Source organism: Bacillus sp. CZDM1 (assembly GCF_055502545.1).
Window position 1 is genome coordinate 786,601 of sequence record NZ_JBUESO010000001.1, and the last position, 14,643, is coordinate 801,243.

Here is a 14,643-nt window from a genome sequence, read left to right on the forward strand (position 1 = left end):
CATTTACCCCTTTCATTAATTTATATATTTATGTAATTCGATGATAAACTCACTGCCTTCGCCAGGGGCGCTTTTCACCTTAATGTTCCCATGATGTGCCTCAACTAGATGTTTTACGATCGCTAATCCAAGTCCTGTCCCCCCAGAGTCCCTGCTTCTCGCACGGTCAACACGATAAAACCGTTCGAATATACGAGGAATTTCCTCTTGCTTGATTCCAACACCTGTGTCCTTTATATGGACTTTCACAGTCTTCTCGTAATCAAAAAGTGATACCTTTACATAACCGTTTGGCGGGGTATATAAGATTGCATTGGTTATGATATTAATAAATACCTGCTTTAAGCGGTCATGATCGCCTTGTATATATAATTCTTCCCTATTAAACTCATGTTCTAGACGAATATCTTTGGATTTTGCTTTTTTATTAAGCATCATGATAACCTCTTTAATTAATTCGTAGAGGTCAAAGTTCTGAATGTTCAACTTAAATTCCTGCTGCTCAATTTTAGAAAAATCAAGTAGATCCTGAATCAGTGACTGCATCCGATTGCTTTCTTTATTGATAATGGATAAAAAGGCTTCCAGCGTATCTGGATTATTCATCGCACCATCTATTAATGTTTCAGAAAAACCTTTAATGGAGGTAACAGGTGTTTTCAATTCATGTGAAACATTCGCTACAAAGTCTTTTCTCATTTGCTCAAGCTTTTTAATTTCCGTAATGTCATGGAAAACCAGTAGAACACCTTTCCAAGCATTATTTATGCCGATAATGGGGATTCCATAAACATCAAAGTATCTTCTCTCGATTCCCAATGGAAGAAGAAGATGTTTACTGACTTTTTGTTCCGTACGGAAAACTTCGGCTATGACATGACAGATTTCTTCCTGCTCGATGACTTCATAATATATTTTATTTAAGGAATCCTCTAAGTCCACTTTGAAGATTTCGACGTATCCCTTATTAATTAAATTGATGAAACCCCTGCTATCAATTAATAGCAGTCCGGCTCCCATATTTTCAATCAGTGCACTTAAACGATCTTGCTGCATTTCTTGAGCTTTACTCATTTCCTCTAGGTTTTGCGCTAAAATGTTAAGGGAAGAGGTTAACCTGCTCGTTTCGTTTAATTCATTACTTTCTATCCTTGTGCGATAATTTCTATTCGCCAATTCTATGGCTACATTCGTGGCTGCTTCTATTGGCTTCATATATCTCGCCGTTATTCGATATCCAAGATAAACAAAGACGATCAGCACCATTACTAAACTAATGGATAGTATCCACCAAATTTGCCCGTAAGCTTTTTTTAGCTCGTCCGTTTTTGTGATAACGAACAGGTAACCTTCTTTCTTCCCTGCTTTTGAAACGGGTTTCCATGAATAGTGTAAGTCATAATCATCATGCTCCACTAGCTTGGTTTCATTATTTGGTTTTTCTTCTATTACTTCATTAATATTTTCTTTTATCCCGTTTTTATTGGATGTCTCCATTTCTCCGCTGTCAAAAAGGAGGACCCCTTTGGTGTCTGTGATTGCAAGTCTCACATTAAGTATTTTACTTATTTTCAATACTTCCTCATGATCGATTGACTGCACTCCACCGTTATTTTCAATATACATACCTAGAAAATTACTTTCTTTATTTAAGCGTTCATTGTATGTATCCAAGTAGTTACTTTTAAATAACTGACCTAACAAAATTTCCAAACCAACTAAGCCAATAATGATTAGTGTTATTAGTGCAAAAAGAAGTTTTGTGTGGAATTTACTCATTCAATCTTCGGCTCCTCGAGTTTATAACCTAGTCCCCGTACCGTTTTAATATAAGAAGGTTTCTTCGTATCCTCTTCAATTTTTTCACGAAGATGTGAAATATGAACATCTACAATACGAGTATCTCCAGCAAACTCATAATTCCAAACTGCACTTAATAATTGGTCGCGAGTTAAAACACGATTTTTATTTTGAGCTAAATAATGCAGCAATTCGTATTCCTTTAGGGTTAATTCTAATTGCTGATTTCTAAAATACGCTTCGTATTTCTCAGGGAAGATTTGAAGGTTCCCGATGATGATAGTTGAGCCCTCATTTTGATCTACTTCATTCGTTTTTGGCTGCATTTGAACTCTTCTTAGGATTGCTTTCACCCTGGCAACCACTTCTCTTGGACTGAATGGCTTGATCATATAATCGTCAGCACCTAACTCTAGACCCAAGATTTTATCAAACTCATCATCCTTCGCTGTTAACATCAGAATCGGAGTCATAATCTTTTGTTGTCGAAGATCCTTACATACTTCGATTCCATCCATATTCGGAAGCATCAAATCTAAAACAATAATATCAGGTGCCATTGTTTCAGCTAATTGTTTGCCTGCTAATCCATCCATTGCCGTGATTACGTCAAAACCGGCTTGTTCTAAATTATATTGGAGCAATGTTACAATTGACTGTTCATCGTCTACAACTAGTACCTTATTTTTCATAATAACCTCCGAAAATTTTATCTATTTCGCCACCTCACTCCATTATAATATAGAAATAAAAAGAATACCCACTATCAACCTTGAGACGAAAAAAAGGAATGTGGATAACATTCCTAGTTGATTTTAAAAATTATCTAACACGCCGGCATCCATTCCACCTAAGCGATAAGGAGGACAAACCTTAAGTTTTCCATTAATCACTACTTCGTCTTTTTCATTAGTTCCAACTACCGTCATCATTACTGTGTGATCATCTTGATTAACTTCGACAATTTCCAACAGAAAGTGGACTGTACCGTAATGATAAACCGGCTTGGGAAAGTGGATATCCTGGCTTAAGATATGACTGCCTGGTCCTGGTAAGTACTTAGAAACAGCCGAGGTAATCATTCCTGTCAGCATAATGCATGGAACAATCGGTTTTTTATGGGGTGTCTGGGATGCGTAATCATGCTGAATATATAGAGGATTGGCATCATCCGTTAAACCTAAATAAAGAAGGATGTCTTTATCTTCAATTTTTTCTGTTAAAGCTAATTTCTCTCCGACTGAAATTTCTTTAATTTCTCTGCCTAGTTTTCTTTTTTTTCCTAAAAGCATTCCTTTACGCTCCTTTGTAAACGGTTTCATTAATAGTAGAAAAAATTCGGGGAAGGTTTTCCCCGAATTTGTATATCTTACACTAAAACTTTCATAACATTTTGAACTGATTCAACCGATTTATCTAGAGCTGCTTTTTCTTCAGCAGTAAGATCAAGCTCGATTACTTTTTCAATTCCGTTTGCACCAAGGATTGTTGGAACTCCAAGATAGATGCCTTCGTAACCAAATTCTCCTTCAAGGTAAGCAATTGAAGGAAGAACGCGGCGCTGATCTTTTAGGATAGCCTCGCACATTTCAACTAGTGATGCTGCTGGAGCGTAATAAGCACTGCCATTTCCTAGAAGGTTAACGATTTCGCCGCCGCCTTTTCTTGTACGCTCGACAATAGCTTCTAAACGATCTTTAGGGATTAACGTTTCTAATGGAATACCACCAGCATAAGAATAACGTACAAGTGGAACCATATCATCACCATGGCCGCCTAAAACAAAACCGGTAATATCTTTAACAGAAAAATTTAATTCCTGTGCAACGAATGTACGGAAACGGGCTGTATCAAGGACACCAGATTGACCAATTACACGATTCTTAGGGAATCCAGATGTTTTGAAAACAGTATAAGTCATGGCATCTACTGGGTTTGTTAATACTAGAATTGTACAGTTTGGAGAGTACTTCACAATTTGCTCCGTTACACTCTTCATTACTTTTTGGTTTGTTTGAACTAAATCATCTCGGCTCATTCCTGGTTTACGAGCAATACCTGCCGTAATAACAACGATATCTGAATCACGAGTATCTTCGTAATTAGATGTTCCGGTGATATTCGCATCAAAACCTTGAACAGGACTTGCTTCAAGCATATCTAATGCTTTTCCTTTTGTAGGGTTTTCCATTTGTGGGATATCAACTAAAACGACATCGCCTAATTCTTTTTGTGCAAGCAAGAATGCAGTTGTAGCACCAGTGAAACCTCCACCAATTACGGAAACCTTTTTACGCTTTAAAGACATTTTAAACTCTCCCCTTTGAAAGTATTATTGTCGATAGTCGAATGGGGCTGTTCGAAAACAGCCCTGATTATCCTTGTTAAGATTCAGCCTCTAGGTGCGTAATGCTTACTATTATTCCATGTTCTTAATTAATTCATCTGCAAACTCAGATGTTTTAACTTCTGTTGCTCCGTCCATTAAACGCGCGAAGTCATACGTTACTACTTTAGAAGCAATCGTATTTTCTACTGATTTAATGACCATTTTCGCTGCTTCATTCCAGCCTAGGTGCTCAAGCAGTAATACACCTGATAGAATAACGGATGAAGGATTTACTTTATCAAGTCCTGCATATTTAGGCGCAGTACCATGTGTTGCTTCGAAAATAGCATGTCCTGTTTCATAGTTGATGTTTGCTCCAGGAGCAATTCCAATTCCCCCTACTTGCGCTGCAAGAGCATCAGAAATGAAGTCTCCGTTTAAGTTCATCGTTGCAACAACATCAAACTCACGAGGACGTGTAAGGATTTGCTGTAAGAAGATATCAGCAATTGCATCTTTAACTACAATTTTGCCAGCTGCTTCTGCTTCTGCCTGTGCTTTGTTTGCAGCATCAGATCCTTGTTCATCTTTAATGCGGTCATATTGAGCCCAAGTAAATACTTTATCGCCAAATTCCTTTTCAGCAAGCTCATAACCCCAGTTTTTGAATGCGCCTTCTGTGAACTTCATGATATTTCCTTTGTGAACAAGTGTAACAGATTTACGGCCTTCTTTAATCGCATAATTAATAGCTGCACGTACTAGACGACTTGTTCCTTCTTCAGAAACTGGTTTAATACCGATACCTGAAGTTTCTGGGAATCTAATTTTGTTTACGCCCATTTCGTTTTGAAGGAAGTCGATTACTTTCTTAACTGCTTCTGTGCCTTTTTCATATTCGATTCCAGCATAAATATCTTCAGTATTTTCACGGAAGATAACCATATCAGTATCTTGCGGACGCTTTACTGGTGAAGGAACACCTTCAAACCATCTTACTGGACGCAAGCATACAAATAAATCTAACTCTTGACGAAGTGCAACGTTCAATGAACGAATTCCACCGCCAACAGGAGTAGTAAGTGGACCTTTGATCGCAATCAAATATTCGTTGATTACATCAAGAGTTTCTTTTGGAAGCCATTCACCAGTTTGGTTAAATGCCTTTTCTCCGGCTAGAACTTCTTTCCATACTAATTTGCGCTCGCCTTTATAAGCTTTTTCAACTGCAGCATTTAAAACTCTCTCAGAAGCTGCCCAGATATCTGGACCGATACCGTCACCCTCGATAAATGGGATAATTGGATTGTTTGGTACATTTAGAACCCCGTTTGTTACTGTGATTTTTTCGCCTTGCATAGTTGTTCTCCCTCCTGTTATGTATCCATCGTAATAATTTTGCCAATATCCAGTAAAGATTGAATCCAAGGTTAAAGATTTGCAATCTTTAACCTTTTCATACAATCCTATTAGAACAATTTTTAGGCAAAAAGTAAAATATTTTTATTAACCTCTTTGATTAATTGGTACATATGTCTGCATGCCAGGACCTGTATATTCAGCACGTGGACGAATTAGACGATTGTTTTCATACTGTTCTAGGATGTGAGCAAGCCATCCAGAAACCCTGCTTACTGCAAAGATTGGTGTAAATAGGTCATGGTCAATACCTAAGCTGTGGTACATGGAAGCTGAGTAGAAATCTACGTTTGGCGGTAATTTCTTTTCGCCAGTAACGATGCTTTCGATTTTTTCAGACATTTCATACCAATGTGGTTCGCCTGTTAACTCAGTTAATTTTTTGGACATCGCTCTTAAATGCTTGGCACGAGGATCACCTAAGCGATATACGCGGTGGCCAAATCCCATGATTTTTTCTTTTTTCGCAAGCTTTTCGCGAACATATGGCTCAACATTTTCAATTGTACCAATTTCTTTAAGCATTTTCATTACGGCTTCATTTGCACCACCGTGTAATGGTCCTTTAAGTGCTCCAATTGCAGCGGTTACACCAGAATAAACATCTGATAAAGTAGCCACACAAACCCTTGCCGTAAATGTAGATGCATTTAGTTCATGATCTGCATGTAAAACAAGTGCTTTGTCTAAAGCTTTTACTGCAATCTCGTCAGGCTCCTGACCAGACAACATGTAAAGGAAGTTAGCAGCAAAGCTTAAATCTGTTCTAGGCGCAATTGGCTCAAGACCTTTTCTAACGCGTGCAAAAGTCGTTACAATTGCAGGCATTTTCGCTTGAAGTCGGATCGCCTTCTGATAGTTTGACTCTGAATCCATTAAGTCTGCTTCTTCATCATAAAGACCTAATAATGAAACAGCTGAACGGAGCGCAGCCATAGGATGAACCTTATCAATTGGATACATCTTAAAATGCTCAATCACTTCTTTTGGAAGTGCGGCATTCTCAGAAAGCTGCTTTTTTAATTCTGCTAGTTCAGGCTCTGTTGGCAATTTGCGGTGCCACAATAAATAAATTACTTCTTCAAAGCTTGCATTTTCAGCTAAATCATCAATGTCATACCCAACATACGTTAACGTATCATCAATAATTGAGCTGATAGAAGAAGTTGTTGCCACTACCCCTTCAAGACCACGTGTTACTGTCATAGAAAATCTCTCCTTCTCATTCTAAATTCCCCATTACCCATTACCCATTTGTAAAAAAGAAGTATTTTATTAGCTAAAACCGTTATCGGCCACAGCTATGTTGAAAGAAATTCTTCATTTCAAACATTGTCTAAGAATTACTATTACGCGCCTCTTTTTAACAAATATCTAGATTGAGCGCTTGCTCGGGATTGGTCCAACAAGCAAAGTAACTTTTCTTTAATAAAAAAGTTATATTACAAGTAATCTAGCATATTTATAGGACTTATGTAAAAAAGGATGCGCTTTCAAGTCCTATTATAAACAATTATCAGATTTTTGTGAACGGAAAGGAGCTGAAAAGTTCAAAAAAATATTATTTTACAAAATTGCTAACTAAAAAAATCAATCATTTTCATGGCTGTATAGGCTATTCCAGCGCCAATCAGAGGCCCAACTGCCACACCTTTGAAAATAGATACAGATAGAATGGTCCCTAAAACCAGTGCTGTTGTAATATGCGGATCATGCTCCAATAAAGATACTCCACCCTTGGCTAATAGAGCAACAAGCATACCAGAAATAAGAGCCACCCAAGCAAGAGGTGATTTAAAAGCGCTGGATAAATCCTTGAATCCTATTTCACCGGAAGCAATTGGAGCTAAAACGGCAATCGTTATCACGGTAACTCCCCAATTAATTCCTTTACTCTGGATAAAGCTGAAGGTTTTTGAATCTAGTCCACCCAATTTTAATACGATTAATACAATAACAGCAATCAGCAATGAGTTGTTTTTTACGATAAGTCCAATTATTAATAGCAGTAACAAGAACAATAATGACCCATTAAACATATTATTTCATCCTTTCTATTTCTAAAACCAAATATGGAAAATCATGCAGGTTTGTACAAAAAATGTTAAACTAGAGCTACCCATACTATAAGTGAAGGAGGCATGTTATTGGAGAAAAAGTACTTATTTCGAACGATAAGGTTCATTTTGGTGATCGCCATCGTTGTCCTGGCATTTCTATCATTTTATTATTTGTCAAAAGTGACTTATCCATTTCTAATTGCCTTAGTAATTGCATTTTTCATCAATCCAATTGTTAACATATTTGAAAAAAAACTTCGTATGCCTAGGGGATTAGCTGTTTTTGTAGCATTAATCAGCATTTTTGCCTTTGCTGCTGGCTTAATCACGCTATTAGTGGCTGAAATTGTTTCCGGAGCGAACTACCTGGCTAGAGTTGTTCCACAGCATTTGGATACTTTAATAAGCTACATTGAGAAGTTTATTACTGCTCAAATAATCCCTCTTTATAATCAATTAACTAGTATGTTTAACCAACTAAAAGATGGGCAGCAAAATACAATCATAACGAATATTGAAAATGTAGGCACGACCATTGGAACAACTGTTGGCAGCTTCCTGCAAAATCTATTTGGCAACATTCCAATGATATTATCATGGTTCCCTAATGCTGCAACGGTTTTAATTTTCTCCTTCTTAGCAACCTTCTTTATTAGTAAGGATTGGGACAGATTTTCACGTCTTGGCAGTCGCATTTTACCTGAAAAGGCTAAATCAAGTGGTAAAACTGTATTTGTTGATTTGCAGAAGGCTTTATTCGGTTTTCTAAAGGCACAATTGACCCTCATTTCAATTACAACCGTCATTATCTTAATCGGCCTTTTAATCCTCCGGGTTGATTATGCGATTACAATCGCTTTAATAACGGGTATCGTTGATATTATTCCCTACCTTGGTACCGGAGCCGTTTTTGTACCCTGGATTATTTATGAGATTATTACAGGGGACATGGCACTTGCAATAGGTTTAGGTGTTCTCTATTTACTTGTTATTGTTCAAAGACAAATAATGGAGCCCAAAATACTTTCATCTAATATTGGACTAGATCCATTAGCAACCTTAATTGCCTTGTTTGTCGGATTTAAATTAATCGGTTTCCTAGGGTTAATTGTTGGTCCGGTTACATTGGTAATCTTAAGCACCCTCTATCGTGCAAATGTCTTTCACGACCTATGGACTTTTATTAAAGGAAAAGAAATTTGATAGAAAAAACGTCAACTCCCATTTGGAAGTTGACGTTTTTTCTATTGGCTGTGTTATTATTCATTGTTGATTTTCGTGTAGGGTTGATCATTCTTAGGCGGAGAATTTCCGTCTATTGTATATAAAGGAACCTTAAGTAGCCGATATAAGCGGAAAAATTCCGGTTACCTGCTTTAAATATGACAAAATCCAATGATTTGGATACAATAAGCGGAAAAACTCGCTTATTATCAAGAAAATATGGGGAGTTCCCAATTTAAACGGAAATTCTCCGCTTATTTTCCAAACACAGTAAAATCAACATTCAGCTTTAACACAACCTATTTAATAATCTTTATATTTCCTTTTTCGATTCTCTTCCTTAGTGCGTTAATCATAAGAAATTTAAAAGGCTTCCTAGACGGTGGAAACAACAATAAAAATCCGAATAAATCGGTAATAAACCCAGGTGTTAAAAGGAGCGTTCCGCCAATTAATATACAAATCCCATCTAGAAGAGATTCACCAGGAATTTGACCATATGAAAGCTGCTCCTGTACTCTTTTTATCGTCTGCAGTCCTTCTCTTTTTGCCAAATAAGCTCCGACGACACCTGTAAAAATAATAAAAGCAATCGTTGGAAAAAGTCCAATCGTTTTACCTGATAACAGCAGGACTCCAATATCTATTGCGGGTATGACTATAATTAATAGTGCTAAATAGCGCATTTTTCTGTCTCCTTCAAACCAGCTTGTATTCATTATATAACGAATCAATGAAATCATGCTGAAATAAAGAAGAAAGAAGGGAAAGTCCCTTCTTTCTCAGTTTTTAAAGGACACTGGCATGCCCGTTATAAATGACACCTCTTGTCGCGTCAACTGTGATCTCTTGACCATCTCTAAACAGCTCTATAGCGTTCTCGACACCCACAATAACTGGAATTCCAAGGTTTAGCCCTACAACTGCAGCATGGCTGGTTAACCCGCCTTCCTGTGTGATCAAGGCAGCACATTTTTCAATTGCCGGCATCATATCACGGTCTGAGCCTAATGTGATCAAAATAGAACCTGGCTTTACTTTTTCAATAGCTTCTTTCGCATCATGTGCAATGACCACTCTGCCAAAAGCAGATTTACGGCCGATTCCTTGCGCTCTTGTAATGATATCACCAACAACATGAATCTTCATCAGGTTCGTTGTACCTGCTTCACCAACCGGAACCCCGGCTGTAATAACCACTAAATCACCATGTTTGACGATACCGCTATTCACACTGGCTTCAACAGCATTATCAAGCATTTCGTCTGTAGAACTGCAGATTTTTCCTAGCTGAGGATATACACCCCATACAAGTGCTAAACGACGGAAAACCTGCTCGTTTGCCGTAACAGCCACAATTGGTGCCTTTGTACGGTATTTTGATATCATTCTAGCAGTGTGACCACTTTCAGTTGGTGTAATAATGGCATTTACATCAAGATTTAATGCCGTATGTGCAACAGACTGTCCAATGGCATCTGTAAGATTGTGTTCCGAATCTTTACTTCGGGTAGATAAAATTTCTTTGTGATCTAAAGCTTGTTCGGCTCTTGAAGCTATATTGTGCATGGTTTGCACTGCTTCAACAGGGTATACACCTGCCGCTGTCTCACCAGATAGCATAATAGCATCCGTACCATCAAATATCGCATTGGCGACATCACTGGCTTCTGCACGTGTCGGACGTGGATTACGCTGCATAGAGTCAAGCATTTGTGTAGCTGTAATAACAGGTTTACCTTGTGTATTACATTTCTTAATTAACATTTTTTGTACAAGTGGTACTTCTTCCGCTGGGATTTCTACACCTAGATCTCCACGAGCGACCATTAGACCATCAGAAACCTCAAGGATTTCATCAATATTATCGACGCCTTCTTGGTTTTCAATCTTAGGAATAATATGGATATGTGTAGCCTGCTTTTCTTCTAACAGCTGGCGAATTTCCAACACGTCGCTGGCACGGCGTACAAAGGAAGCAGCAATAAAATCAACACCCTGCTCAATTCCAAAAATGATATCTTGCGTATCTTTTTCTGTAATGCCTGGAAGCTTTACTGATACTCCTGGAACATTGACACCTTTTTTGTTCTTTAATGTTCCACTGTTAAGTATTTTTGTCTGAATTTCATTTTGTTCCTTATCAATGTGAAGGACTTCTAGTCCAATTAAACCGTCATCTAATAAAATTTTAGAGCCCACATGAACATCATCAATCAATCCAGGGTATGTAATTGAGAACTTTTCTGTGGTACCTTCTACTTCAGTCATCGAAATAATAATATTATCCCCTGATGTAAGTTCAATTGCTCCATTTACCATATTATTAGTACGGATTTCCGGGCCTTTTGTATCAAGTAGAATAGCAACAGTCTTACCTGTTAATTTTGAGGCTTCACGAATATTTTGGATCCGTTGTCCATGCTCCTCAAAGTCACCATGGGAAAAATTCAAGCGGGAAACATTCATTCCAGCTTCTATTAATTGAGTTAACTTTTCTACACTTTCACTTGCAGGGCCAATCGTACATACGATTTTCGTTTTACGTAACATTCTTTGTTTCCTCCTAAATTAAAAAGCGCAGGGGCGCCCGTTCATCGGCGACGAGCCAATGGCGCCCGGAGCTAGATTATTATATTAAATACAGATTAGATAGATAATTCTTTTGAAAGTTTAACAAGGTCTAGGTCTAGTATATGCTTTCTTTCTAAAGCTTCGACGATATCATAATCAACAAGGGTATTTTTTTCAATCCCTACTGCTCGTCCGCCCTTTCCTTCGATTAATAACTCTACAGCTCTTGCACCTAGACGGCTTGCCAATACTCGGTCAGAGGCTGTTGGCGATCCACCGCGTTGAATATGACCAAGTACAGATACTCTTGTATCAAAGTTGGTTGCTTCTTTAAGCTGCTTGGCAAAATCATTTCCGCTGCAAACTCCTTCAGCAACAATAATAATGCTATGCTTTTTCCCACGTTCCTGTCCTTTGCGAAGTCTGTCAGCAACTTCAGCCATATCAAAGTCTTCCTCAGGAATAAGAATGGTTTCTGCCCCGCCAGCTAATCCAGCATACAATGCTAAATCACCCGCGTCTCTACCCATTACTTCAATCACAAAAGTTCTTTCATGTGAGGTAGCGGTATCACGAATTTTATCCAGAGCATCAATAACTGTATTTAATGCCGTATCAAAACCAATGGTTATCTCTGTACCTGGAATATCATTATCAATTGTTCCTGGTACACCAACACATGGATAACCCTGCTGTGTCAAAGCTCTAGCACCACGGTATGAACCATCGCCGCCGATGACAACAAGCCCTTCAATTCCATGTGCTTTTAACTGTTCGATTCCTTTTTGCTGTCCCTCTGGTGTTTTAAATTCTGGGCAGCGTGCAGTATGCAGCATGGTACCTCCACGATGAATAATATCACCTACGGATCCAAGCTCCAGTTTTTTAATATTTCCTGAAATTAATCCAGTATATCCCCCATAAATCCCATAAACCTCTACGTTATGGTATATCGCTTTTCGAACAACAGCCCTTATAGCGGGATTCATCCCTGGTGAATCTCCTCCACTTGTTAAAACGCCAATTTTTTTCATTTATACCACCCCATGTGATTTTCTAAAAATCGTATGTATATTTTAATGTGAGTTTCAGTATGCGTGTACTGCATTTATTATTTACATAAACGCAGGGAATATTTATAAAATACCATTAAAGACACACCTATAACAACTCAATCACATTAGGAAATTTAATAGACGGAATAGTGTGTTAATTGGAACCGCTTAACCATAAAATGGGAACGCCATCATTTACAGTTATTGGCTAAATTTTGACACAAATGTGAAATGGTGAAAAATCCTAAAAATAAAAACGTGCTCCGAAAGCACGTTTTTAGATACTAATAAAATCCTTTAAAAATGAATATTCACCGATCGTTCTAAATCGATTATAACGATCATCAACAAGTTCCTCTTTTGAAAGTTCTAAAAGTTCCTTGAGAGATTTCTTTAAGAACAAGTCTATCGCTTCTGCTTGCCCCTTGACATCTTTATGTGCACCACCCTTGATTTCTGGGATGATATCATCTATGATGCCAAGTTCCTTTAAATCTGGCGCTGTTATTTTCATGGACTCTGCCGCTTTTTTGGCAAGTGAAGAATCCTTCCATAAAATCGCAGCAGCACCTTCAGGCGAAATAACGGAATAAGTTGAGTTTTCAAGCATATACATACGATTTCCAACTCCTAGCGCAAGCGCACCACCACTTCCTCCTTCGCCAATTACGATGCATATCACCGGCACATTAAGACCTGCCATTTCAAATAGGTTACGAGCGATGGCTTCGCTTTGACCACGTTCTTCTGCAGCTTTACCCGGATACGCTCCTTTTGTATCAATAAAGCAAATAATCGGGCGATTAAATTTATCCGCCTGCTTCATTAAGCGAAGAGCTTTTCTATAGCCTTCAGGGTGTGGCATTCCAAAGTTCCTGCGAATATTTTCTTTTGTATCTTTTCCTCTTTGATGTCCAATGACCGTTACTGGCAGTCCTCTAAACTTAGCAACCCCGCCTACAATCGCTTCATCGTCCCCAAATGCTCTGTCTCCATGACATTCAAAGAACCCGTCAAAAAGGTGAGCAATATAATCCAAGGTAGTCGGCCTATTTGGGTGCCTTGCAATTTGAACACGATCCCAAGGCTTGATATTGTCATAAATGTCTTTTTCAAGTTTTTCAAGTCGCAATTCTAATTTCTCAATCTCGGAAGATAAATCAACGTCTGTACTTTTTGTAAACTCTTTTAGTTCAGCAATTTTATTTCTTAATTGTACGACAGGGCGTTCAAATTCTAATTCTCCTACCATTCGAGCTCACCCCCGGGTTGATGAATTTCAAGTAAGTTTGTGATTTTATCAATTAAATCAAGGCGGGAAATGATCGCATCAAGCTGACCATGCTTCAATAGAAACTCTGCTGTTTGAAAATCTTCAGGCAGTTCCTCACGAATCGATTGTTCGATTACTCTGCGACCGGCAAAACCGATTAATGCACCTGGTTCTGCAAAGTTATAATCACCTAGAGATGCGAAGCTTGCTGATACACCACCCGTTGTTGGATGGGTCATAATCGAAATAATTAACCCGCCATTATCACTAAATCGTTTTAATGCAACGCTGGTTTTTGCCATCTGCATTAAGCTTAGGACCCCTTCTTGCATTCTGGCACCGCCAGATGCGGTGAAAATAATAAACGGTATTGACAATTCATCCGCTTTTTCAATCGCACGGGTTATCTTTTCCCCTACAACGGACCCCATGCTTCCCATTCTAAAAGTAGAATCCATAATAGCAAAGGCAATCTTATTTCCATTAACGCTTCCACAGCCGGTTACAACGGCCTCATTAATCTTTGTCTTTTGACGGTCTTTTTCTACCTTTTCAAGGTAATCTGGGAAGTTCAATGGGTTTCCAGAAACCATATTTTCATTTATTTCTTCCAAGCTGCCTTCATCTAAAAAGCTGACGATACGCTCTTTTGCATTCATAGCAAAGTGAAATCCACAATGTAAACAAACTTTTAAATTCTTATTTAGCTCTTTTGTATACATAATGGTTTTGCATGAAGGACATTTTGTCATAATTCCTTCAGGTACATCATTTTTCGCAGCCTCGGTAGGAATCGTTGCATACTTTTTCTTTTTATGAGTATTTTTTGTAAAAAGTTCTTTAAGCAATTTGCCCAAACCTCCCTCGTTGGAAAAAAATCAAGCCAAATGGCAAGTTTTTATCATCTTA

The 14,643-nt window shown here is 38.1% G+C and carries 13 protein-coding genes; 1 reads left to right on the plus strand and 12 read right to left on the minus strand.

Going from position 1 to position 14,643, the window contains the following annotated elements; all coding sequences use genetic code 11:
- Positions 1-15 precede the first annotated feature (15 nt).
- The 7 genes from pnpS to ACY3XC_RS04195 form a co-directional block, all read right to left on the minus strand.
- Complete coding sequence (gene pnpS / locus ACY3XC_RS04165) at positions 16-1,779, minus strand: two-component system histidine kinase PnpS (RefSeq protein ID WP_464867380.1); 1,764 nt, start codon at positions 1,777-1,779, stop codon at positions 16-18.
- Entirely contained in the window at positions 1,776-2,492 is a 717-nt protein-coding gene (locus tag ACY3XC_RS04170; protein ID WP_179160013.1) for a response regulator transcription factor, read from the minus strand. The genes pnpS and ACY3XC_RS04170 overlap by 4 nt, the downstream gene beginning before the upstream one ends.
- Before the next feature lie 123 nt (positions 2,493-2,615).
- Positions 2,616-3,092 carry a MaoC/PaaZ C-terminal domain-containing protein gene (locus ACY3XC_RS04175; protein WP_464867381.1) on the minus strand — a complete coding sequence of 159 codons (477 nt, stop codon included), beginning with the start codon at positions 3,090-3,092 and terminating at the stop codon, positions 2,616-2,618.
- Positions 3,093-3,169: 77 nt separating this feature from the next.
- Complete coding sequence (gene mdh / locus ACY3XC_RS04180; RefSeq protein WP_179160015.1) at positions 3,170-4,108, minus strand: malate dehydrogenase; 939 nt, start codon at positions 4,106-4,108, stop codon at positions 3,170-3,172.
- 111 nt (positions 4,109-4,219) lie between these two features.
- Positions 4,220-5,488, minus strand: coding sequence for an NADP-dependent isocitrate dehydrogenase (gene icd, locus ACY3XC_RS04185; RefSeq protein ID WP_179160016.1), 1,269 nt, complete (start codon positions 5,486-5,488; stop codon positions 4,220-4,222).
- A gap of 147 nt (positions 5,489-5,635) precedes the next feature.
- Positions 5,636-6,754: a citrate synthase gene (gene citZ, locus ACY3XC_RS04190; RefSeq protein ID WP_464867382.1), complete on the minus strand. Its 1,119-nt coding sequence runs from the start codon at positions 6,752-6,754 to the stop codon at positions 5,636-5,638.
- Positions 6,755-7,125: 371 nt separating this feature from the next.
- Complete coding sequence (locus ACY3XC_RS04195) at positions 7,126-7,587, minus strand: DUF441 domain-containing protein (protein WP_464867383.1); 462 nt, start codon at positions 7,585-7,587, stop codon at positions 7,126-7,128.
- Positions 7,588-7,695: 108 nt separating this feature from the next.
- Between ACY3XC_RS04195 and ytvI the strand changes: the two genes are divergently transcribed.
- Positions 7,696-8,811, plus strand: coding sequence for a sporulation integral membrane protein YtvI (gene ytvI / locus ACY3XC_RS04200; protein ID WP_464867384.1), 1,116 nt, complete (start codon positions 7,696-7,698; stop codon positions 8,809-8,811).
- 320 nt (positions 8,812-9,131) lie between these two features.
- On the opposite strand, the gene ACY3XC_RS04205 is transcribed toward ytvI, so the two are convergent.
- The 5 genes from ACY3XC_RS04205 to accD all read right to left on the minus strand — a co-directional run bounded on the left by ACY3XC_RS04205 (position 9,132) and on the right by accD (position 14,582).
- Complete coding sequence (locus ACY3XC_RS04205) at positions 9,132-9,518, minus strand: FxsA family protein (RefSeq protein WP_464867385.1); 387 nt, start codon at positions 9,516-9,518, stop codon at positions 9,132-9,134.
- A gap of 103 nt (positions 9,519-9,621) precedes the next feature.
- Entirely contained in the window at positions 9,622-11,385 is a 1,764-nt protein-coding gene (gene pyk / locus ACY3XC_RS04210; RefSeq protein ID WP_179160021.1) for a pyruvate kinase, read from the minus strand.
- Positions 11,386-11,480: 95 nt separating this feature from the next.
- Positions 11,481-12,440, minus strand: a complete 960-nt coding sequence (pfkA, locus tag ACY3XC_RS04215; protein ID WP_464867386.1) for a 6-phosphofructokinase — start codon at positions 12,438-12,440, stop codon at positions 11,481-11,483.
- 298 nt (positions 12,441-12,738) lie between these two features.
- Positions 12,739-13,713 carry an acetyl-CoA carboxylase carboxyl transferase subunit alpha gene (gene accA, locus ACY3XC_RS04220; RefSeq protein ID WP_464867387.1) on the minus strand — a complete coding sequence of 325 codons (975 nt, stop codon included), beginning with the start codon at positions 13,711-13,713 and terminating at the stop codon, positions 12,739-12,741.
- Positions 13,707-14,582: an acetyl-CoA carboxylase, carboxyltransferase subunit beta gene (gene accD / locus ACY3XC_RS04225; RefSeq protein ID WP_464867388.1), complete on the minus strand. Its 876-nt coding sequence runs from the start codon at positions 14,580-14,582 to the stop codon at positions 13,707-13,709. The genes accA and accD overlap by 7 nt, the downstream gene beginning before the upstream one ends.
- Positions 14,583-14,643: the final 61 nt, after the last annotated feature.

Coding starts and splice junctions, on each gene's coding strand:
- mdh (WP_179160015.1), bottom strand. CDS start 4,108: ATGTCTTTAAAGCGTAAAAAGGTTTCCGTAATTGGTGGAGGTTTCACT.
- pnpS (WP_464867380.1), bottom strand. CDS start 1,779: ATGAGTAAATTCCACACAAAACTTCTTTTTGCACTAATAACACTAATC.
- ACY3XC_RS04195 (WP_464867383.1), bottom strand. CDS start 7,587: ATGTTTAATGGGTCATTATTGTTCTTGTTACTGCTATTAATAATTGGA.
- citZ (WP_464867382.1), bottom strand. CDS start 6,754: ATGACAGTAACACGTGGTCTTGAAGGGGTAGTGGCAACAACTTCTTCT.
- ACY3XC_RS04205 (WP_464867385.1), bottom strand. CDS start 9,518: ATGCGCTATTTAGCACTATTAATTATAGTCATACCCGCAATAGATATT.
- accA (WP_464867387.1), bottom strand. CDS start 13,713: ATGGTAGGAGAATTAGAATTTGAACGCCCTGTCGTACAATTAAGAAAT.
- icd (WP_179160016.1), bottom strand. CDS start 5,488: ATGCAAGGCGAAAAAATCACAGTAACAAACGGGGTTCTAAATGTACCA.
- ACY3XC_RS04175 (WP_464867381.1), bottom strand. CDS start 3,092: ATGCTTTTAGGAAAAAAAAGAAAACTAGGCAGAGAAATTAAAGAAATT.
- pfkA (WP_464867386.1), bottom strand. CDS start 12,440: ATGAAAAAAATTGGCGTTTTAACAAGTGGAGGAGATTCACCAGGGATG.
- pyk (WP_179160021.1), bottom strand. CDS start 11,385: ATGTTACGTAAAACGAAAATCGTATGTACGATTGGCCCTGCAAGTGAA.
- ACY3XC_RS04170 (WP_179160013.1), bottom strand. CDS start 2,492: ATGAAAAATAAGGTACTAGTTGTAGACGATGAACAGTCAATTGTAACA.